Source organism: Litorivicinus lipolyticus (assembly GCF_009650135.1).
Taxonomy (GTDB): Bacteria; Pseudomonadota; Gammaproteobacteria; order Pseudomonadales; family Litorivicinaceae; genus Litorivicinus; species Litorivicinus lipolyticus.
Window position 1 is genome coordinate 2,207,342 of sequence record NZ_CP045871.1, and the last position, 18,898, is coordinate 2,226,239.

General features: G+C 60.1%; 20 protein-coding genes and 1 tRNA gene. 11 read left to right on the forward strand and 10 right to left on the reverse strand.

The features are described 5' to 3' along the window. Window positions 1-66: 66 nt before the first annotated feature. Window positions 67-1,089, forward strand: a complete 1,023-nt coding sequence (locus GH975_RS11280) for a polynucleotide adenylyltransferase (protein ID WP_211365814.1) — start codon at window positions 67-69, stop codon at window positions 1,087-1,089. Here the strand turns inward: GH975_RS11280 and folB are convergent. After that, complete coding sequence (gene folB / locus GH975_RS11285; RefSeq protein ID WP_153714617.1) at window positions 1,067-1,426, reverse strand: dihydroneopterin aldolase; 360 nt, start codon at window positions 1,424-1,426, stop codon at window positions 1,067-1,069. The two genes, GH975_RS11280 and folB, sit on opposite strands and share 23 nt — an antisense overlap. Continuing rightward, on the reverse strand, window positions 1,419-2,432 hold the full coding sequence (gene tsaD / locus GH975_RS11290; RefSeq protein WP_153714618.1) for a tRNA (adenosine(37)-N6)-threonylcarbamoyltransferase complex transferase subunit TsaD: 1,014 nt from the start codon (window positions 2,430-2,432) through the stop codon (window positions 1,419-1,421). Before tsaD ends, folB begins: the two co-directional genes overlap by 8 nt. A 106-nt stretch (window positions 2,433-2,538) precedes the next feature. Here tsaD and rpsU point away from each other — a divergent pair, with 106 nt between their 5' ends. The 7 genes from rpsU to GH975_RS11325 all read left to right on the forward strand — a co-directional run bounded on the left by rpsU (window position 2,539) and on the right by GH975_RS11325 (window position 8,457). Continuing rightward, window positions 2,539-2,754, forward strand: coding sequence for a 30S ribosomal protein S21 (gene rpsU / locus GH975_RS11295; RefSeq protein WP_153714619.1), 216 nt, complete (start codon window positions 2,539-2,541; stop codon window positions 2,752-2,754). 16 nt (window positions 2,755-2,770) lie between these two features. Then, window positions 2,771-3,217: a GatB/YqeY domain-containing protein gene (locus GH975_RS11300; RefSeq protein ID WP_153714620.1), complete on the forward strand. Its 447-nt coding sequence runs from the start codon at window positions 2,771-2,773 to the stop codon at window positions 3,215-3,217. 13 nt (window positions 3,218-3,230) lie between these two features. Beyond that, window positions 3,231-5,150, forward strand: coding sequence for a DNA primase (gene dnaG, locus GH975_RS11305; RefSeq protein WP_153714621.1), 1,920 nt, complete (start codon window positions 3,231-3,233; stop codon window positions 5,148-5,150). 67 nt (window positions 5,151-5,217) lie between these two features. Further along, window positions 5,218-7,092 carry an RNA polymerase sigma factor RpoD gene (gene rpoD, locus GH975_RS11310; protein ID WP_153714622.1) on the forward strand — a complete coding sequence of 625 codons (1,875 nt, stop codon included), beginning with the start codon at window positions 5,218-5,220 and terminating at the stop codon, window positions 7,090-7,092. A gap of 74 nt (window positions 7,093-7,166) precedes the next feature. Beyond that, complete coding sequence (locus tag GH975_RS11315) at window positions 7,167-7,709, forward strand: GAF domain-containing protein (RefSeq protein ID WP_153714623.1); 543 nt, start codon at window positions 7,167-7,169, stop codon at window positions 7,707-7,709. A gap of 67 nt (window positions 7,710-7,776) precedes the next feature. Then, window positions 7,777-7,853: transfer RNA gene (locus GH975_RS11320), tRNA-Ile, on the forward strand. A 34-nt stretch (window positions 7,854-7,887) separates the two neighbouring features. Next, a complete protein-coding gene (locus tag GH975_RS11325; protein WP_153714624.1) occupies window positions 7,888-8,457 on the forward strand; it encodes a DedA family protein in 570 nt (189 codons plus the stop codon). Here GH975_RS11325 and GH975_RS11330 read toward each other — a convergent pair. Continuing rightward, entirely contained in the window at window positions 8,454-8,948 is a 495-nt protein-coding gene (locus GH975_RS11330) for a transcription termination/antitermination NusG family protein (protein ID WP_153714625.1), read from the reverse strand. The two genes, GH975_RS11325 and GH975_RS11330, sit on opposite strands and share 4 nt — an antisense overlap. A gap of 177 nt (window positions 8,949-9,125) precedes the next feature. On the opposite strand from GH975_RS11330, the gene GH975_RS11335 reads away from it, so the two are divergent. Both GH975_RS11335 and GH975_RS11340 read left to right on the forward strand, forming a co-directional pair. Continuing rightward, window positions 9,126-9,674 (forward strand): heme NO-binding domain-containing protein, encoded by a 549-nt coding sequence (locus GH975_RS11335; RefSeq protein ID WP_153714626.1) that lies wholly within the window; start codon window positions 9,126-9,128, stop codon window positions 9,672-9,674. After that, the gene (locus GH975_RS11340) at window positions 9,671-10,357 is read left to right on the forward strand and encodes a GGDEF domain-containing protein (protein ID WP_153714627.1); all 687 of its coding nucleotides are present in this window, start codon (window positions 9,671-9,673) and stop codon (window positions 10,355-10,357) included. Before GH975_RS11335 ends, GH975_RS11340 begins: the two co-directional genes overlap by 4 nt. Here the strand turns inward: GH975_RS11340 and GH975_RS11345 are convergent. Next, window positions 10,346-10,783 (reverse strand): YHS domain-containing (seleno)protein, encoded by a 438-nt coding sequence (locus GH975_RS11345; RefSeq protein WP_153714628.1) that lies wholly within the window; start codon window positions 10,781-10,783, stop codon window positions 10,346-10,348. The genes GH975_RS11340 and GH975_RS11345 overlap by 12 nt on opposite strands. Before the next feature lie 75 nt (window positions 10,784-10,858). Here GH975_RS11345 and GH975_RS11350 point away from each other — a divergent pair, with 75 nt between their 5' ends. After that, complete coding sequence (locus GH975_RS11350; protein WP_153714629.1) at window positions 10,859-11,149, forward strand: DUF1330 domain-containing protein; 291 nt, start codon at window positions 10,859-10,861, stop codon at window positions 11,147-11,149. Here the strand turns inward: GH975_RS11350 and GH975_RS11355 are convergent. Genes GH975_RS11355 through GH975_RS11380 form a run of 6 tightly spaced genes read right to left on the reverse strand, consistent with a single transcriptional unit; the run spans window position 11,146 to window position 18,891 of the window. Continuing rightward, complete coding sequence (locus GH975_RS11355; protein ID WP_153714630.1) at window positions 11,146-13,047, reverse strand: beta-galactosidase; 1,902 nt, start codon at window positions 13,045-13,047, stop codon at window positions 11,146-11,148. The genes GH975_RS11350 and GH975_RS11355 overlap by 4 nt on opposite strands. Before the next feature lie 10 nt (window positions 13,048-13,057). Further along, window positions 13,058-14,065, reverse strand: coding sequence for a galactose-1-phosphate uridylyltransferase (gene galT / locus GH975_RS11360; protein ID WP_153714631.1), 1,008 nt, complete (start codon window positions 14,063-14,065; stop codon window positions 13,058-13,060). Further along, window positions 14,062-15,120 (reverse strand): galactokinase, encoded by a 1,059-nt coding sequence (gene galK / locus GH975_RS11365; protein WP_153714632.1) that lies wholly within the window; start codon window positions 15,118-15,120, stop codon window positions 14,062-14,064. The genes galT and galK overlap by 4 nt, the downstream gene beginning before the upstream one ends. Further along, window positions 15,117-17,162, reverse strand: a complete 2,046-nt coding sequence (locus tag GH975_RS11370; RefSeq protein WP_153714633.1) for an alpha-galactosidase — start codon at window positions 17,160-17,162, stop codon at window positions 15,117-15,119. Before GH975_RS11370 ends, galK begins: the two co-directional genes overlap by 4 nt. Continuing rightward, on the reverse strand, window positions 17,159-18,010 hold the full coding sequence (locus tag GH975_RS11375; protein WP_153714634.1) for a carbohydrate ABC transporter permease: 852 nt from the start codon (window positions 18,008-18,010) through the stop codon (window positions 17,159-17,161). The genes GH975_RS11370 and GH975_RS11375 overlap by 4 nt, the downstream gene beginning before the upstream one ends. Then, on the reverse strand, window positions 18,010-18,891 hold the full coding sequence (locus GH975_RS11380; RefSeq protein WP_246164724.1) for a carbohydrate ABC transporter permease: 882 nt from the start codon (window positions 18,889-18,891) through the stop codon (window positions 18,010-18,012). The genes GH975_RS11375 and GH975_RS11380 overlap by 1 nt, the downstream gene beginning before the upstream one ends. Between the last annotated feature and the right edge of the window lie 7 nt (window positions 18,892-18,898).

The window sequence follows — 18,898 nt, forward strand, 5'->3', positions numbered from 1 at the left end:
ACTCCTTGTAAACTGGCGCCATTGTCGCGCCATCTAGGCCGGCTCCCGTTAAATAGGCGACTGTGCGTGTACGACTTTCCTGACGACCCTGTAGTCGAAGGCCTGACTGTTTTATTGGTCGGCGGCGCGGTCCGCGATCTGTTGTTGAAGCGCCCGTTTCACGAGCGCGACTGGGTCGTCGTCGGCGCCAGTCCCGAGGCCATGCTGGCACGTGGATTTCAGCGCGTTGGCAAAGACTTCCCGGTGTTTTTGCACCCAATGACGCACGAGGAGTACGCGCTGGCCCGGACCGAACGCAAAACCGCGGCGGGCCACCAAGGCTTTGAGTTCCATGCAACGCCCGAGGTCACCCTGGAACAGGATTTAAGCCGCCGCGACTTCACCATCAACGCCATGGCGATCGACCGCGACGGTCAGCTTCACGACCCCTATCAGGGTCACCAGGCACTCATGGATCGCGTGCTACGGCCGGTCAGCGCAGCCTTTTTGGAGGACCCGTTGCGGCTGATTCGTGCGGCACGCTTTATGGCCCAGTTGCCCGGTTTCCGCGCCGCTCCCGAGCTAATTGATGTGATAGCGCAGATGCGCCCGGAGCTTAAGCACCTGTCGGTCGAGCGGCTGTGGAAAGAAGCGACCAAGGCGTTCACCGGCGACGCCCGGGTGTTTTTTCAAACGCTCAACGAGTGGCAGCTGGATCAGGCTTTGGCGTTGCCCACTTTTTGGCTACCGGCAGCGGCCAGTGACGGCACCATGGACGGACAATTGGCCAGCTGGAATGCCGCCGCACCCGAACCCTTGGCATGGCCCGGTGCCTGGCGCGCACCCAACGCGACCCTGGATTTAATGGCCGACGCCCGGGCGTGGGCACGCACCCCCGAGCTGCGCCCGGCATTGATGCTGCGCACCGGCGTGATTAAAAACACACCGCGTTGGCAACGCCTTGCCGGCTGGATTGACGACCCGGCCTTGGCGCCCAAAATCGCCCGGGCCCGGACCATTAGCGCCGCCGACTTCGCCGATCGGCACCAGGGGCCGGCCTTGGGTCAGGCGCTCAACAGCGCCTGGCTCAGTGCGCTTGCTGGCGAGTAATGCGCACCCCGAGCGAGGTGGTCCCGGCAACCGCGCCGGGTTTGTGCAAGGTCAGCGTTAACCGTGACAGGCCAAAGGTCTGCAATAAATCTTGGGCGACGGCCTCGGCAATCGTCTCGATCAGCAGCGGCTGCATGCTCGAGACCAGCGCACGCACGCGCTGACTGACGGCATCATAATTCAGCGCCAATTCCAGGTTATCGCTGGCCCCGGCCGGTCGATTGTCCCAATCCATGTCCAGGTCGATCAGTAACTGGCGCGGGGCAACCCGCTCAAAATCGTAAACACCGACGATGGTTTCGCACACCAATCCCGTGACAAAGACCGAATCAGACATGTGACAACTCCTGCAATGGCCAGCGTGGGCGCGGCCCTGGGTAACCTTCATCCGCCTGTCCGGCGTGGATTCGCTGGGCCCCTGCATAGGCGATCATGGCACCGTTATCGGTGCAGTACGCCAGCGGCGGGTAGAAAAGTTCAGCGTCCAATTGTGCTAAGCGCGCACGTAACCGTAGGTTCGCCGCCACCCCGCCGGCCATCACCAGCCGCGTCAGGCCGGTTTCAGCAAGCGCACGTTTACACTTGATAAACAGCGTTTCCGCCACGGTGTGCTCGAACGCCGCCGCCAAATCGGCCGCGTCTTGGTCGCCGACACGCCCGTCCACCGCCAATTTTTTGGCCTGAACTAGGGCCTGGGTTTTGAGCCCACTAAACGACAAATCCAAGCCCGGGCGATCGACCATGGGGCGCGTCATTTTAAAGCGCAGCGGGTCCCCGCGTTCTGCCAGCTTGGCCAGGTGCGGCCCGCCTGGGTACGGCAGATCCAATAGTTTTGCGACCTTGTCAAAGGCTTCGCCGGTGGCGTCATCGATAGTGCCACCCAGCAGTCGGTACTGACCAACCCCAAGGACCTCGATGAACTGGCTGTGGCCGCCGGACACCAGTAACGCCACAAACGGAAATGGCGGCGGGTTATCCGACAGCATCGGCGCCAACAAGTGGCCTTCAAGGTGATGCACACCCAGTGCCGGAATGCCCAAGCGTGCCGCCAGCCCGCGCGCGGTGCTGATGCCGACCAACAACGCCCCGACCAAACCGGGGCCGCGGGTGTAGGCGACGCCATCCAAATCAGCGGCGACAATGCCGGCCTCGTCCAAGGCCGCATCAATCAGCCACGGCAGCTTGCGGACATGGTCGCGCGAGGCCAATTCCGGCACCACGCCGCCGTACTCGGCGTGCGTTGCGGCCTGGGTGTAGAGTTGATGGCTGCGCAAGCCACGCGTCGTGTGATAGACCGCAACACCGGTTTCGTCACAGCTGGTCTCAATGCCTAAGATATTCATCCGGCAACCCTATGTCCGAAAGCCTTGATGTTCAATCCATTCATCTGTATGTTTTCGCGCCCTTATGGGTCAAAAGACCCTGACTAACCTAGAGAGGTGAATACCTGTGCCGTTCGTTAAAGTCAAAGACAACGAGCCTTTTGACGTAGCCCTACGTCGTTTTAAGCGTTCATGCGAAAAAGCGGGAGTTCTGAGCGATGTACGTCGCCGTGAATTCTACGAAAAGCCCACGTCAGTGCGTAAGCGCAAGGCGGCGGCTGCGGTTAAGCGTCACTTGAAAAAGTTGTCACGCGAAACCAAAAAGTTCGAACGTTTGTACTAAGGTTTAGCCCTCAACCATGAGTGAGCTAAAGGCACAGTTAACCGCCGCCATGAAAGACGCGATGCGAGCGAAGGACAAACTTCGCTTAGGCACCGTGCGCATGGCGCTGGCTGCACTGAACCAAAAGGAAATCGACGAGCGGGTTGTACTGACCGACGCCGATGTTCTTGCGATCGTCACGAAGCTGGTTAAGCAACGTGACGACTCTGCTACCCAATTCCGCGATGCAGGCCGCCCCGAGCTGGCCGATCAGGAAGAAGCGGAAGCTGAAATTTTAAAGACCTTTTTGCCCTCCCCCCTGTCGGAGGATGAATTGGCCGCACTGATCGATCAAGCCATGAGCGAGATCGGTGCAACCAGCATGGCCCAAATGGGTGCCGTGATGGCTTGGCTGCGACCCCATGTCACCGGGCGCGCCGACCTCGGCCAACTCAGCGGCAAAATCAAAAGCCGGTTAGGCTAAGGTCACCGTCCGCATGGCCGGGCAAATCCCACAATCGTTTATTGATCAGCTACTCGACACCGTCGAGTTGACCTCGTTGATCGGCGAGGACGTCGCGCTCAAACGCTCCGGCAACAATTACCAGGGCAAGTGCCCCTTCCACGACGACCGCAGCCCCTCGTTTAGCGTCTCGCCCGAAAAACAGGTGTATCACTGCTTTGGCTGTGGCGCGTCCGGCAATGCCCTGACCTATGCCAAGGAAAAGCGTGGTTTGGACTTTATTGGCGCGGTCGAGATGCTGGCCAAGCGCCAAGGCGTAGAGGTCCCGCGCGAAGACGTCAGCCCGGCCCAAGAGCGCGCCCAAAAAGCACGTCAGCGTCTGTATGACGTGGTCCAGGCGGCGGACGAGTACTTCCAATGGAATCTGCGCAACGCCGCCAACAAAGCCGGCGCCATCGACTACCTTAAAGGCCGCGGCCTCAGCGGCGCGACTGCCAAACGTTTCGGTATCGGCCTCAGCCCCGTCAGCGGCCAGGCGCTGCGTCAACACCTGACCCAATCGGGATTCAACGACGACGAAATGGAGAAGGCCGGGCTGTTGGTGCGCAAACCTGGGCGCAACTACGACCGTTTTCGTAATCGCGTGACCTTCCCGATCCGCGACCGGCGCGGCCGCACGGTGGCCTTTACCGCGCGTGTGCTGGACGACAGCAAGCCCAAGTACTTGAACTCATCCGAAAGCGACATTTTCCACAAAGGTAAAGTGCTATACGGACTGCACGAAGCCATCACCGCCAACCGCACGCTGGAGCGGCTGATCGTGGTCGAGGGACAAATGGACGTGATTGCGCTGGCCCAGTTCGAATTGCCCTGCGCCGTGGCGACTTCTGGCACCGCGATCACGGCCGACCATTTAGAGCAGCTGTGCCGACTGGTTCCACAGGTCGTATTTTGTTTTGACGGCGACAAAGCGGGCAAAAAGGCCGGCTGGCGCGCGCTTGAAAACGCCCTGCCAATGATGGACGGTCAAACCGAATTCCTGTTCCTGTTTTTACCCGATGGCCAGGACCCTGATTCACTGCTGCAAGCCGAGGGCACGGCGGGCTATCACAAGCAGCTGAGTCAAGCAGTCGCGCTGACCGACTTTTTATTCGACCACCTGTGTGTGGACCTGGACATGCAGCGGCTGGATTCTCGCGCACGCTTGGGCGGCATTGTCGCGCCACACCTAAAGCGCATGCCCAAGGGCCTGCCAAAAGAACTCATGCTGGATGAGTTGGCGCGCCGCGTCGGCACCGACAAGACCGCGATCCGCGACCTGGTTGATCATGCGCAGCCCGCGCCAATCGAACCGGCGCCGACGCCTGCGCCAGAACCCGAGCCCGAGCCGCCGGCTGAACCGGTGACCAACGACGGCTATGACGAGCTGATGAACTACGCAGGTTCCGACGACAACGAGGGCACCGATTACTACGCCGACTTCGATCCAGCACCCATGCCGATTGGCGAGGCACCCGCCGCCCCAGAGGCCAAGCTTGAGTTGCCGCCCATTGGCATTAATCTGCCGGCCCAAGCCAAGTACTTGCAGTGCCTGTACCACCTACCCAGCCTAGCCGTGGAACCGATGAGCTGGGCTCACGAAGGGGCCTGGGAGCGCGCCATCAACCAAGTCATCGAGGCCATTGTCGACCACAAGATCGACAGCACCGCGGCGCTGATGGGGTATTTTTCGAACACCGACATTGGCCGCATCTTTGCCGAATTCACGCGCCGCGACCCACTGATTGCCCAGGACCGACTGGCCGCACAATGGCAGGACCTGGAAAACCACCGCGACCGTCGCAGCGCCAAGCTGGAGCGCCGCGGAATCAAAGCCAGCGGCAACGACGATGCCAGCGCACTAGCACGCTTGATTGCAGCGCGAAACGCCGCACAAACCCAGAAAAAGCCCTGACCACGGCTTTTAATTCCTGTGGTATAATTCAGGGCTACCTCCGCACACCTTTTGCCGTCAGGATCTTATGTCAGAAGCAAACGAAAACGTCTCGGGCACCCGCCAGTCCCGCATCCAAGACTTGATTGCCCGTGGGCGTGAACAAGGCTACCTCACCTTTGCCGAGGTCAATGACCACCTGCCGGAAGACATTGCCGACCCCGAACAGGTCGAGGAAATCATTCGCACCATCAACGAGATGGGCATCCCGGTGTCCGAGCAAGCACCGGACGCCGAGGAACTGCTGTTGGCCAAGGGCGACAGCTCCGCGGACGACTCGACCAGCGAAGAAGCGGTCGCGGTACTGACCGGTGTTGAAACCGACATCGGGCGCACCACCGACCCCGTGCGTATGTACATGCGCGAAATGGGCACGGTCGACCTGCTGACCCGTGAAGGCGAAATTGTCATCGCCAAGCGCATCGAAGACGGCATCCGCGAAGTGATGGCGGCCGTGGCCCATTACCCCGGCGTGGTCGATGCCATTTTGGCCGAATACGACCGCATCATCGAAGAAGACGGCCGGATCACCGACCTGATGAGCGGTTTCTTGGACGAAGTCGAAGACCCCAAGAGCCCCGAGCAGATCGCCGCCGAGGCTGCCGAAGCCCAAGCCGAAGCGATCAAGGCCGGCGAAGCGGTTGAAGAAGACAAGAGCGACGAAGACGACGAAAACGACGAAGACGAGGCCCCGAGCGGCCCGGACATGGTCGAAGTCGGCGCCCGTTTTGAGCTGATCCGCACTCACTTGGAATCGGTCAAAGCCGCACAAACCAAAGACGGCCGCGGCACCAAGTCTTTCGACTTGGCAATGGACGAACTGCTTGACGTTTTCTGTTCGATTAAACTGGTTCCGCGCGTCTACGAAGACATGGTCAGTCAGGTCAAAGAAGTCCTGGATCACGTCAAAGAGCAAGAGCGCCAAGTTCAAAACATGTGCGTACGCCACGCCCGTGTCGACCGCAGCCTATTTATTAAGTCGTTTACCGGTAACGAAACCAACCCGGAATGGTTTGATGAAATTCGCAGCAAGTCGAAAAAGCCAATGCTGGACCGCTACATTTCCGACATCAAACGCTGCCAAATCCGAATTGCCTCGGTGCTGCAGGCGTCGGGCCTAACCTTCACCCAGTTAAAGGCATTGCAGCGCGCCCTGAACAAGGGCATGTCCAAAGCTCGCCGGGCCAAACGCGACATGGTCGAGGCTAACCTGCGCTTGGTGATTTCGATCGCGAAAAAGTACACCAACCGTGGACTGCAGTTCCTCGACTTGATTCAGGAAGGCAACATTGGCCTGATGAAAGCGGTCGACAAGTTTGAATACCGCCGCGGTTATAAGTTCTCGACCTACGCGACCTGGTGGATTCGTCAGGCCATCACCCGCTCGATCGCCGACCAAGCACGAACCATTCGTATCCCGGTCCACATGATCGAAACGATCAACAAGCTGAACCGTGTTAGTCGCCAAATGCTCCAGGAAATGGGCCGCGAGCCGACACCTGAAGAGCTGGGTGAGCGTTTGGAAATGCCAGAAGACAAGGTCCGCAAGGTCCTGAAAATCGCCAAAGAACCGATTTCAATGGAAACGCCTATCGGTGACGACGAAGACTCTAACTTGGGTGACTTCATCGAAGACAGCAGCGCGTCGAGCCCGCTGGACCGTGCCACTGAAGAGGGCTTGTTAGAAGCAACCCAAGACGTACTGTCGAGCTTGACCGCACGCGAAGCGAAGGTGCTGCGCATGCGCTTTGGCATCGATATGAACACCGATCACACCTTGGAAGAGGTCGGCAAACAGTTTGACGTCACGCGTGAGCGTATTCGTCAGATCGAAGCCAAGGCTCTGCGCAAGCTGCGCCACCCGACACGCTCGGATCACCTGCGCAGCTTCCTGGACGAGTAACCGGACGCGGCGGGCTTGATCGTGCACGTTAAATGCGCGATTGGCCCGGCCCACCCGATTGAAGAGGCCCCGGAATGGCGAACGCTGACTATCCGACAGCAAGCGACGAATCCCAGCGGCTGGCCGCACTGCAAGCCTTAAACCTGCTCGACACGGGCGCCGAAAAGAGCTTTGACCGGCTGACTCAAATGGCGGCCAATATTTTTCAAGTCCCCATCGCGCTGGTCAGCCTGATCGATCAGGACCGCCAGTGGTTTAAATCCTGCGTTGGCCTGTCAGCCCATCAAACACCCCGCGACCAAGCCTTTTGCAACTATACGATCTTGGATGACAGCATTTTCGAGGTAAAGGACACCCATCGTGACCTGCGCTTTATGGACAATCCGCTGGTGACGGGCGAGCCCTACATCCGTTACTACGCAGGCACCCCTATTTTATCCGCCGGCTACCGTGTGGCGACCTTTTGCCTGATCGACCATGAACCGCGTCAGGCGCTGGACGCCCGTGAACGGGACATTCTGTTTGCCCTCGCGGCCACCGTCAGTCGCGAAATCGAACTGCGCACCAGCATCCGCACCTCACTGGCGCAAATTCGCGCGCCCGGCGGCGCCGACTAGACCGCGCCACCCTAACTTGGGCTATACTGCGCGCCGACCAAAGCCTGCTTTGGTTAGCAGTGTAGCGGGGCCTGTAGCTCAGTTGGTTAGAGCACACGACTCATAATCGTTCGGTCCTCGGTTCAAGTCCGAGCAGGCCCACCATCTACACCCCCCCATCTCAAAGGCCCGAGCGCACATGGACAGCATCCTGTCGTTGATCCAACAACTTGGCCCCACGATTTACCTGATGTTATTTATTTATTGCGCCTTAAAAAGCGGTGCCCTGCCCCTGTTTGCTGGGTTCGCAGCACACCAAGGCGCCCTTGATCCGGTCTGGGTCGGCGCCGCAGCCTTTGCCGGCGGCTACCTAGGTGATGAAGTGCGTTTCTGGGTGGCGCGGCGCTACGGGAACAATTGGCTGGCGGACAAACCGCGGCTGAGCAAGTGGGTCGCCGGTGCCACCTTGCTGCTTAACCGCTACGGCGCCGCCTATATATTTATCTATCGCTATCCAAAGGGTCTGCGCACCGTGGGCGCCTTTCCGGTCGGCCTGACCGACATTGCGTGGCCGCATTTTAGTCTGCTCAATGCCGCATCAGCGGCCAGCTGGGCCAGCATCATGGTCGGCATCGGCTATACCTTTGGCGCCTCGATTGAACGCGCTATCGACAACGGGTATGGCGCAGTTAGCCTGGTGCTGTTGCTGGTGTTTGTCGGATCAACCTGGTGGGTGTGGCGACGACTGACGGCCGAGCTGGCGGATTAAACCGGCGCCAAGATATCCGCGTTAAATGATACCGGCTGTTGCCCGCCCAAGATCGTCAGCAACAGCACCACCCGCGCCTCATCACTTTTCAAAACGTCGGCGGTAACCCCGGCAAAAGGGCCGCTAAGCACTTCGGCCCGGTCACCGGATTTGAAACGCCCGGGTGTGCCGGCGGCCAGCAGGCGCGCCTCAAACTCTTGGATTTGTTGAATCAGCGGGTCGGTCGCCCAAGCCATTTGGGTGCCAAATCGGACTACTTGGCTGACGCCTCGGGTCGAGCGAATCGGCATTACGGAGGGCGCGGCGGCGGTTAATCGGGCAAACAAGTAACGCGGAAACAGCGGCACCGGCTGGGCCGGTGTTTGACTGCGCGCACGGGCCGGCCGCATGGGCAGGTAAACATCGAAGCCCTGGTTGCCGAGTTGATGCTTGGCGTCGAGCTCAGCTTTGGGCTTGCTCATGATCACTAACCAGCCGTCGTGGGTTTGCATCGCCGTGTCCTCCTTGTCCTGCGCCTAGTTTACCGCCGACGCGTAAAGGACGCTCCGGTATTATCGGCCTATTCTTGTCTCAATTCGGCCATCTGTATCTGTGTGAAATTGATCACACTCTTCTACACTAAACGGGTCGGGCTATGTCGTCGGACAAATGCATAAAGGCTGCTTTATATGAAAGGTGTTATTTTTCTCGAATTCTTGAATTTGGTCGAAGCAAAATTTGGCCTGGACATGGCTGACGGCATCATAGAGTCAAGCACGCTGGCGTCGAATGCCGCCTACACAGCAGTCGGGACCTACCCTTTCAGTGAAATGGTCAGCCTTATCAGCGCCCTCAGTGAGCGCACTGGGGTATCAATCCCAGATCTATTACAGGTCTATGGTGAGCACCTGCTGGGGCGCTTTGCGATCAAATACCCGGTCCATTTTGAGGGCGTCACCAGCACCTTTCAGCTATTGGAAAAGCTCGACAACACCATCCACGTGGAAGTGATGAAGCTTTACCCCGAGGCTGAATTGCCCCGCTTTTACCCAAACCGCTTAGCCGAACATGTGCTCGAAATGACCTACCGCTCGGACAAGCCGTTGTCGACATTGGCCTACGGCCTGATCGCCGGTTGCGTTGGCCACTTTAACGAACACATCGACATTGCCATGGACGACCGCTCGGATGAAGCCCAAACCCACGTCATCTTTACTCTGACCCGGATGGCCGCGTGAGCGACGAACAAGCCAAGCAAATCGCTCGGCTGGAACGCAAACTGTTGAGGGTCGAAGCGGCTCGCAACGAAGCCGAGCAGCTACTGGAATCCAAGACGCTGGCGCTGTACACCGCCCTGCGCGATGCCGAATCCGCGCGCGATCAGCTGTATGCCCAGGCCAACTCGGACCCGCTGACCGGATTGGCCAACCGCCGCCAATTAGAGCACACCTTTGAGCAGCTATTTGCCCTCAACATCCGCGACGCCGGCATCGCCATTGGCTTGCTGCTAATTGACCTGGATGGGTTCAAGCCCATCAACGACAACTATGGCCATGAAGTGGGCGACTGGGTGTTGCACCAAATTGGGCAACGCTTAACCGTGGCCGCGCGCGCCACCGACTGCGTGGCCCGTATCGGCGGTGATGAGTTTGTTATTTTGTGCACCCAAATTCGCGGACCGGGCGACCTCCACACCGTCGCCGAACGGGTTAGACGCGAGATCATGAAGCCCGTTCGCGTCGAAGATCGCTCCAGTATCTTGTCCGCCAGCATTGGCTATGCCATGGGTTCACGTTCATCGACCCTGGGCCAGCTGCTACGCGAGGCAGACACCGCCATGTATCACGCCAAACGCACCGGCAAAAATCGCGCGACCGCCTATGGCGACGTTCCGGTCATCGACACACATCTAATTCAATAACCCAAGCCAATTCGCGTCCGCGGCCTTAATGAACCCGGGAATATCCGCCTCCCAGTTACGTTTCACGCTGGCGTTATAGTTCAAAAACAAGCGCCCATCGACGACCGAATACTGCATCGGGTCACCGCTGGCGGTATAGCCTTGGGCCGCAGCCCAGGCGCAATAGCCGCCGTATTGCGGCGCGTACTGGGCGGGTGACGCGGCGAACGCCATGCGATTGGCAGCGTTGGCGAACAGCCAGGTTGCGCCCATGTAGTCATGGCTAAAGGCCGTATTCCCACGCTGCGGTGGCGAGCCCGCGTGGTAACTGACGGCGTCATAACCACCTAGGGCATTGTTGCTAAACCGTGAGGTGTAGACCGGATCAGTGGCGGCCGCGGCCAGCGTCGACACCGTAACGAGCATAGTCATGGCGATAGTTTTCATGGATGCTTTCCGTTGTTTGATACCCCTAGGACTGCGCACCCGCGCAATGGTTCCTAGGACCAAAAGGAGACGAACGTGAGCTGTTACGTAGTTGGATTGATTCACTTAAAAGATGCCGAGGCATTTGCCCAGTACCGCGACCAAGTCGCGGCTACCCTGAGGCCCTACGCAGGCGAAGCGGTCGCGCGCGCCGACTTCGATACTTTTTTGTTTAACGAGACCCTAATGAGCGCACCCGACGCCCTGGCCTTACTACGCTTTCCGGACACCGCCGCGGCACGGGCCTGGGCTGACGGGCCGGAGTACCAGCGTTTGCTGGGCATACGCGGCCAAGCCATGGCCTTGAGCTTACTCAGCTTCGGTTAAGGCGTGATCGAAAACTGGCCCTGGCCGAGCGCGCCCTGGGCACCCTCCACCGGCGCCAGGCCAGAGTTGGCATGCCAGCGCATCGCACCGCGCACGCGCACACGCTCGCCCGGCGCCAGCACCTCGCAGTTCAGCCCTTGCTCGCACGCACGGTCCGCAATGAACCGGCGCAACCCATCGTCATCCAGCGCCGCGGCCAAATAATCAACCAGACCGTTGCGATACCAAAGCCCGCCACCGTCCTCAGCCAATGCCTGGGGCGTCAACGAGGTTTCGATTTGTTCGCGCCACCGGACCACCCGCGCGTCGGGTAATTCGCAGCCCATCGACCACTCGCTGCGGTATGAGCCAACTCGGACCACCTTAATGGGCATCAATTGCGTCATCGCCCCCGGCGCCAGGCCTTCGGGGATACTCAGCTCGGGCGTTTTACTGGCGCTACGCGGACCGAGTAAGACGCGGCCGCTCGCGGCGGCCAGTTGATCGACCCGCGCCGGATCGACAATCGCGCTGGCCGGGCACAGCACCAGCGCATAGCCATTCAGGTCAGCACCGGGACCCACCACGTCCAAGGTCAAACCGCTCTCGCGAGCAGCACGGTACCAACGCATAGCCTCCCACAGCGGATTCCAGCTGGCACCCTGAGGCTGAATCTCCTGAGCCCACAAGGATTCGTAGTCCAACACCAGCGCAACCGGCGCCTGGACGTTCGCCGGCACTCCGTTGGGGAACCATTGGTCGCGCTCTTGGGCGGCGCGTTGGGCCGCATAAAATGCCGCGTCCGGCTGACCGTCCGGCCGCAGCATGCCGGCGTGCATTTGCTCCTGGGCCCAAGGCGCCTGGCGCCACCGGAAAAAGCTGACGACGTCGGCCCCGTGGGCCCAGGCCTCCCAGATCCAAAAGTGCTCCATGCCCGGCAACGGCGCCGGATTGTGCGGCGCCCAATTGACCGGCCCGGGCTGCTGTTCCATGACCCACAAATCGCCCATGCCGCGATACAGGTCGTGATGGAACCCGGCGATGTCCGGGTGCCCCGTGCGCATGTACTCGAGCTTTTGCGCCAGCGGCAACGGCGACATATCGGTGAATCCCAAGGGATACGAGTCCCAGGCCGCAATGTCCAAATCTGCCGCCACGCGGTGATGGTCGAATTCGGTAAAAAAGCCCATGAAATTATGCGCCACCCGCCGCCCCGGACTGTGCGTGCGCAACAACTCGACTTGCGAGCGGTTGAAGTCGACCACTTGATCCGAGCCAAACCGGCGCCACGCCAAGGCACAGGCTGGGTTGATTTCGGTGACCGCACCGACCGGCAACCAGAGCTGGTCAAAGTCAGTGATTTCTTGACTCCAAAAGGCGTTGCCCCACGCTCGGTTCAACGCGTCTGGCGTGGCGTAGCGAGCCGCACACCAGTCCTTGAATGCGCGCAAATCATCCGGCGCATAACTGAACGTGGTGTCGTGACAGCCGTATTCGTTGTCAGTTTGCCAGGTCGTGACGGCCGGGTGCTGGCCCCAACGCGCGGCCACAATTTCGGTGATCCGTTCGGACTGCTCGCGATACACGGTGCTGGCGAAACGATAGTGGCGACGCGAACCGAAATCGCGCAGCTGCCGATCCGGCCCGACCGGCAGTATTTCGGGGTAACGGTCGACCAACCATTTAGGTGGTGTCGCCGTCGGCGTGCACAAGCACACCTCAAGACCGGCGCTGTGCATGCGGTCCAGCGTGCGATCCATCCAATCAAAATCAAATTGGCCTGATTCACGCTCAATCCGCGACCAGGCAAACTCGCCCATGCGAACGATATCCAAACGCGCCTGAACCATCAGGTCGACGTCGCGCTGGTGCTCACTGGGGTCCCAATGTTCTGGGAAATAACAGGTACCTAACCGCATGCGGCCTCCTTTATGCGCGCGCTGCGCGCGCCATGGCCAAACTCAACTGGGCCGCCGCGTCCTCGGGGCGCAGCGGGTTGACCACATTGCCGCTCAATTGTTCGAAGCCACCAAAATACTTCAATTTATCCGGCTCGCGCAGCGCCGGCTGGGCCATTAACGTCAGCTGCCAGTCGCGGTTGCGTGGATCGCCATCAACCGGAGCGCTGGCCCACAATAGATTCATCGGCGTCGCGCGCCCAAAATGGCCGTCGTAGGCCCGAACTAACTGGCCCAGCAGCGGCCCCAAGGCATCGCACTGGGCATCACTCAGACCGTCCAGATGACTGACTGCACTGTCCAACGTAGTCCAGGTCTCAAACGGCAAGCGCGCGCATTCGGGCACGTACACCGACCATTCACCCTGGCCACCGATGCGCTGCCCTGGAGCCATCCCGGCCAAGTAATCCGGAATCAACCGTCCGCCCGATTTAACCCGGTGCTGGTGCTGGGCGTCGCGCCATTCGTCCGCTTGGCGGGTTACAAAGTCAGTCGCATATAGCTGGCCATGCGGGTGCGGATTTGAAACGCCGATCTCGGCGCCGCGGTTTTCAAACACCAACACTTGGGCGACACCTGGCCGGCGCGCGGCACGATGCTCATCGCGCATCAAGCGCACCACGGCTTGCAGTGCAGCGTCATCCAAACTGGCCAGGGAATCGTTGTGGCGCGGGCTCCAGCACAGGACTCGACACAGACCACCGGCTTGATCGCGGCCCGCGGCGGCGGTGACCGGCGCGGCGAATGACAGCGACGGAAAGTCGTTGTCGAAGGCATAGGTTCCAACGTAGGCCGGATTGGTGTCACCGCAGGCGCGTGTGTTACCCGGGCACAGGTAGCAATTGGGGTCGTGCTTGACAGCCGCGGGGCCCGCGCCATCGACCCGGGCACCGCCCCACGGACGCGCCGCGGTGTTGGCACTGATAATGACCCACTCTCGGCGCAGCGGATGCCAGCGCTTTTCCCAATGGCCACTCATAGGATGTGGGCCCCCGCGGACGGCACACCGGCAATAAAGTCCGGCACTCGGCCGGTCGCCTCGGCGTAGTCCTGGGCGACCCCGGCTTGCATCGCCGTGACCGCATCAGCGGCGACCAAAGCGACCACACAACCGCCAAAGCCACCGCCGGTCATGCGTGCCCCCAGCACACCCTGGCACTCCAACAGCGCGACCTGCAGGGCGTCTAGATCCGGCCCCGAGACCTGGTAGTCGTCGCGCAGCGAGTCGTGGGACGCATTCATCAACGCCCCCATCGTCGCCACATCGCCGCTGGCTGCCGCCGCGACAAACTCACCAACCCGTGCCTGTTCGCTGACGACATGGCGCAATCGAGGTTGCAACGCCGGCGCAAGCTCGCCAATCCGATCGTCCGGGCAATGCGCCAATGCCCCTGTCACCCCCAGGCACCGAGCGATTTCGGCGGTTTCGGCGACGCGCTGGTTGTACAGGCTGCCGGGCAATCCACGCGGCGCTTTTGAGTTCACCACCCAAATTTCAGTGTCCCCTAGATTGAGCGCGACGTCGGTGTGCGCGGGCACTCCACAGTTAATGCGCAGCGCATGCCCGGCGCGCCCATGCGCACTGGCGTACTGGTCCATAATGCCGCAGTTCAAACCAATCCATTCGCGCTCGACGCGCTGACCGAGCACGGCGATTTCGGTCGCGCTTAAACCACCCGATAGCGCATGGTTCAGCGCGGTTAGCACCGCCACCTCCAAGCTTGCACTGGAGCTCAGTCCGCTGCCGCGCGGCAAATCGCCGGCCACATAAATGCGGCACGCCGTTAATGCTGGACCCGGCCAAATTTGCAGGCACCCCACCAGGTAGTCGTACCACTGCCCGGACGGCGCCGGCCAATGATCACCACGCCAAACTTCGGGGTAGTCGGCACTGATGAATTCAAATGTAGCGGCCGGCGTGATCGACACCCGCGTGCCCAGCGCCAGCGCCATCGGCAACACATCACCCCCCAGGTAATCAATATGATCGCCAATCAGATTGACGCGACCCGGCGCGAACGCCCGAATCGTCATACCCGGGTGCCTTCAATTAACAGGGCCTGCTCGGGCAACAGCGTGACTAGGTTCAAGCCTTGGGCCGCCAACCAGGCGCCACTGAGGACCTCGCCGCTGAATGATGGCGGCGCTGTGTAGGCACGGCTAAAACCGTGCAAGTCACTGTCCATCACCGTATTCAGCCGCCACTCGCCGTCCAGCGGCAACCGCGCCGGTGGCGCCACTCCGCCAGGTTCAGCCCGCACCTGAATCACCCACAGCGCCATGTGCGAGCCGCACGCCGAACGTTTCATCAGCAGCTGTCGAGGCGCCGCCGGTTCCGTCAACACAAAACTCTCGCAGCACTGCATCCACAGCCGGTTGGCCTTGTACCACTGCGCGCCCTCGGCCAGCAGCGCAAGCTGCGCTTCGTCCAAACTTGCCAGGTTGAATTCATAACCGTAGCTGCCCTGAAGCGCCGAAATAATTCGGGTTTTCAGCGCAGTCACCCGCGATGTTGTGTGTGAATCCGCGGGACCCGCGTGTGAGCCGAGCACTTCGGGTGGTAAAAACTTGATCATCGCCGGCTGCATCAGCGCCCGCTCTATCGGATCGTTGCAGTCGCTGGTCCAGACCCGGTAGCAATGCCGCAGCACACCCAAATCCATGCGTCCGCCACCGGACGCGCAGCTTTCGATCTGAACGTCAGGATGGGCCGCTCGCAGGCGTTCAAACAGTGCGTACACGCCCAGCACCGCCGCGCGTGTGCCATAGCGCCCTTGCGAACGCGGTTGCCCGGCAAGCCGGTTATGGTCCCACTTTAGGTAGCGAATCGGGTAGGCCGACAAGACCGCATCCAAGGCTGTAAAGAGCGCGTTCTGGACCGCATCCAGGCCCAAATCCAGCATCAATTGCTGGCGACCTTGAATGGGCGGGTAGCGGGCATCGTGCAACATCCACTCGGGGTGGCGCGCGGCCAACTGCGAAACCGGATTAACCATTTCCGGCTCGACCCACAGTCCAAAATTTTGCCCATGCTGGGCCAGCACCTTGACCAAGGGGGTAAATCCCTCCGGCCAGACCTCGGATGAAATCGTCCAATCACCGAGGCCAGATTCATCATTGCGGCGCGAGCCGAACCAGCCATCGTCCAACACGAAACGCTCGGCCCCAGCGCGCTCTCCGGCCGCGGCCAGTGCCGCCAAACCCGGCAGGTTATGGTCAAAATAAACCGCTTCCCAACTGTTTAAATGGACGTCACGCGGCTGCGCCACATCAACCGGCAACCAGTGCGCGCGCAGCGCTTGGTGCAGATCATGCTGCGCCGCCTGTTCGCTGGGACCGACACTGACCAAGGCCGGCGGCGACTGGTGACGCTGGCCCGCTGACAGTGCCAATGGCACCGCCAGGTGCTCGCCAATTTGGGCCAGGCGCTGACCCTCGGCCAAGACATCGACGTGGGACTCATGATCGCCACTCCAGGCCAACGACAGCACCATCGAGCGGCCCGGTTGATTGACGTAAAACGCCGGGTAATGGTCGTGGCCACTGCGGCCGACCCGACTGGTTTGGTGCCAGCCACCGACCTGCAGGGTTTGGCGATGCAACTGCCCTTCCCGGGTCCACCCCCCGGCACAGAACAGCACATCACTGGCATGCACCACCGGAATCGCGACACTGGCCAAATAGTTCAGCTGCGTGTCCTGCGACGGCAGCACTTCGCTGTGGACACGAAATACGCCGCTATCACCCAGCGCGTGCCAATGCTGACTCCAATGCAAGTCGATCACGGCATCGTAAAAGTGAATCGCCAGGCACCCGTCGGCCACCTCAACGCGCACGCTCGACGGCCGTGGCTGGGCATTGTCACCGCGACAATGTACCGCCAAACCCGGCACGCCAAACCAACCATTGCCGGCCAACGGCAATGCCTCGGGCCAGCTGGGCTGTTCAGTGCGCGCCCGCGACACCTGCGGTTGGTAATTCGGAATATGTCGCAGCGGCAGCCGCGCGCCCAAGTGAGCGACCCGTCCAGCCTGATCCACAATCAGCTGATTGTGACCACATTCAAGCGCGATCATCCCTTGCTAGCCCCCAGCGTCAGCCCGGCAATAAAGTGTTTTTGCATGGCGAAGAACATCAGCACCGGCGGCAGTGCCGCGATGATCGAACCGGCACTGACCAGGTGCCAGCGCGCCACCCACTGTCCGTTCAAGGCTTTAAGCCCACCGGTAACCGGCATGTCTGACTCGGACTGGATCAGCACCGTGGCCCAGAAAAAGTCGTTCCAGATAAAGGTAAAGATGAGCACGCACAAGGCCGCAATCGCCGGGCGCATCAACGGCAGCACGATACGGGTAAAAATCGCAAACTCACTGGCGCCATCAATACGCGCCGCTTCAATCAAATCAAACGGCAAGGCCTTGATGAAATTGCGCATAAAGAGCGTACAAAACCCCGCTTGAAAGGCCACGTGAAACATCACCAAGCCCCACATCGAGTTATACAGACCCAGCTGCAGGGTAAGCTCGCGCACCGGCACCATCAGAATCTGGAACGGCACAAAGTTGCCGGCAATGAACATAAAGAACACGACCAGATTCAACCGAAAACGGTAAACCGCCAGCGCATACCCGGTTAGGCACGCAATCCCGACCGCACCGAGCATGGTTGGGATGGTGATTTTCAGCGAGTTGATCATGTACGGACCGACCTCGGAGTTAAAAATCACCTCGGCAAAGTTCTGCCACCACAGGATTTCACTGGGCATCCCCCAATAGTTGCCCGCATTGATGTCGCCACCCGGTCGCACCGCGGTCAGCAACACCGCAAACAGCGGCAACAACCACACCGCCAAGGCCAAGGGCAGCGTGATCTTGTAGCTGATTTGGGCAAAAATGGAACGTTTTTGTATCGGTTCAGGAAACATCAGACACCCCGCTCGTCGCGGTACATTTTGACCAAGAAGCCGACGATATAAACCATCATAATCATGAACAGCACCGTGGCGATGGCGCTGCCATACCCCATTCGGTAGCCGTATTCGGACAGTGCTTGCTCGTACATGTAGTAGGCCAGCACCTGGGATTGTTGATATGGACCGCCCTGGGTCATGATGGCGATCAAATCGAACGATCGCAGCGCGCCAATCACCGTCACCACCACGGCAATAAAGGTCGCCGGACGCAGCTGGGGCAGGACCACACTCCAGAGCATGCGAAAGCCTTCGGCACCGTCGATCTTGCCGGCCTCGACCACGTCAGGACTGACCGAATTCAAGCCGGTAAGGTACAAGATCATGCAGTACGCGGTCTGGGGCCACAGCCCGGCGGCGATGATGCCGTAGGTAACCAGGTCTTCGTCGGCCAGGATACTGACCGGGTCGAATCCAAACCATGCCAACACAATGTTGAGCAAGCCGTTATTGGGGTCGTAAAACCACGCAAACACCAACCCAACCACAACTTGGGAAATCACAAAGGGGAAAAAGAACAGGCTCTTGATCAACCGAATGCCCGTCACCGTTTGGTTCAGCAACAGCGCGATACCCAAACCAAAGGGCACGGCCAACATATACAATACCAACCAAATAACGTTGTTTTTCAAGGCCACCATAAAGGTCGGGTCGGACCACAGCTCGATGTAGTTGTCCCAACCAATATAGGTCGGCGCGGACAACCCGTCCCATTGGTAAAAGCTCAGGGCCAAGCTCTGACCAATAGGCCACACGACGTACAGCAGGAACATCACTATTCCCGGCGCCATGAACAGCCAAGGCGTCAGGGCACGTTTTTGTTGTTGACTCAGCATTTGAATC

Coding starts and splice junctions, on each gene's coding strand:
- GH975_RS11370 (WP_153714633.1), bottom strand. CDS start 17,162: ATGATCGCGCTTGAATGTGGTCACAATCAGCTGATTGTGGATCAGGCT.
- tsaD (WP_153714618.1), bottom strand. CDS start 2,432: ATGAATATCTTAGGCATTGAGACCAGCTGTGACGAAACCGGTGTTGCG.
- GH975_RS11330 (WP_153714625.1), bottom strand. CDS start 8,948: ATGCAAACCCACGACGGCTGGTTAGTGATCATGAGCAAGCCCAAAGCT.
- dnaG (WP_153714621.1), top strand. CDS start 3,231: ATGGCCGGGCAAATCCCACAATCGTTTATTGATCAGCTACTCGACACC.
- galK (WP_153714632.1), bottom strand. CDS start 15,120: ATGACGATTCGGGCGTTCGCGCCGGGTCGCGTCAATCTGATTGGCGAT.
- GH975_RS11355 (WP_153714630.1), bottom strand. CDS start 13,047: ATGCGGTTAGGTACCTGTTATTTCCCAGAACATTGGGACCCCAGTGAG.
- folB (WP_153714617.1), bottom strand. CDS start 1,426: ATGTCTGATTCGGTCTTTGTCACGGGATTGGTGTGCGAAACCATCGTC.
- GH975_RS11335 (WP_153714626.1), top strand. CDS start 9,126: ATGAAAGGTGTTATTTTTCTCGAATTCTTGAATTTGGTCGAAGCAAAA.
- GH975_RS11375 (WP_153714634.1), bottom strand. CDS start 18,010: ATGTTTCCTGAACCGATACAAAAACGTTCCATTTTTGCCCAAATCAGC.
- GH975_RS11325 (WP_153714624.1), top strand. CDS start 7,888: ATGGACAGCATCCTGTCGTTGATCCAACAACTTGGCCCCACGATTTAC.
- rpoD (WP_153714622.1), top strand. CDS start 5,218: ATGTCAGAAGCAAACGAAAACGTCTCGGGCACCCGCCAGTCCCGCATC.
- GH975_RS11380 (WP_246164724.1), bottom strand. CDS start 18,891: ATGCTGAGTCAACAACAAAAACGTGCCCTGACGCCTTGGCTGTTCATG.
- GH975_RS11300 (WP_153714620.1), top strand. CDS start 2,771: ATGAGTGAGCTAAAGGCACAGTTAACCGCCGCCATGAAAGACGCGATG.
- GH975_RS11315 (WP_153714623.1), top strand. CDS start 7,167: ATGGCGAACGCTGACTATCCGACAGCAAGCGACGAATCCCAGCGGCTG.
- galT (WP_153714631.1), bottom strand. CDS start 14,065: ATGAGTGGCCATTGGGAAAAGCGCTGGCATCCGCTGCGCCGAGAGTGG.
- GH975_RS11345 (WP_153714628.1), bottom strand. CDS start 10,783: ATGAAAACTATCGCCATGACTATGCTCGTTACGGTGTCGACGCTGGCC.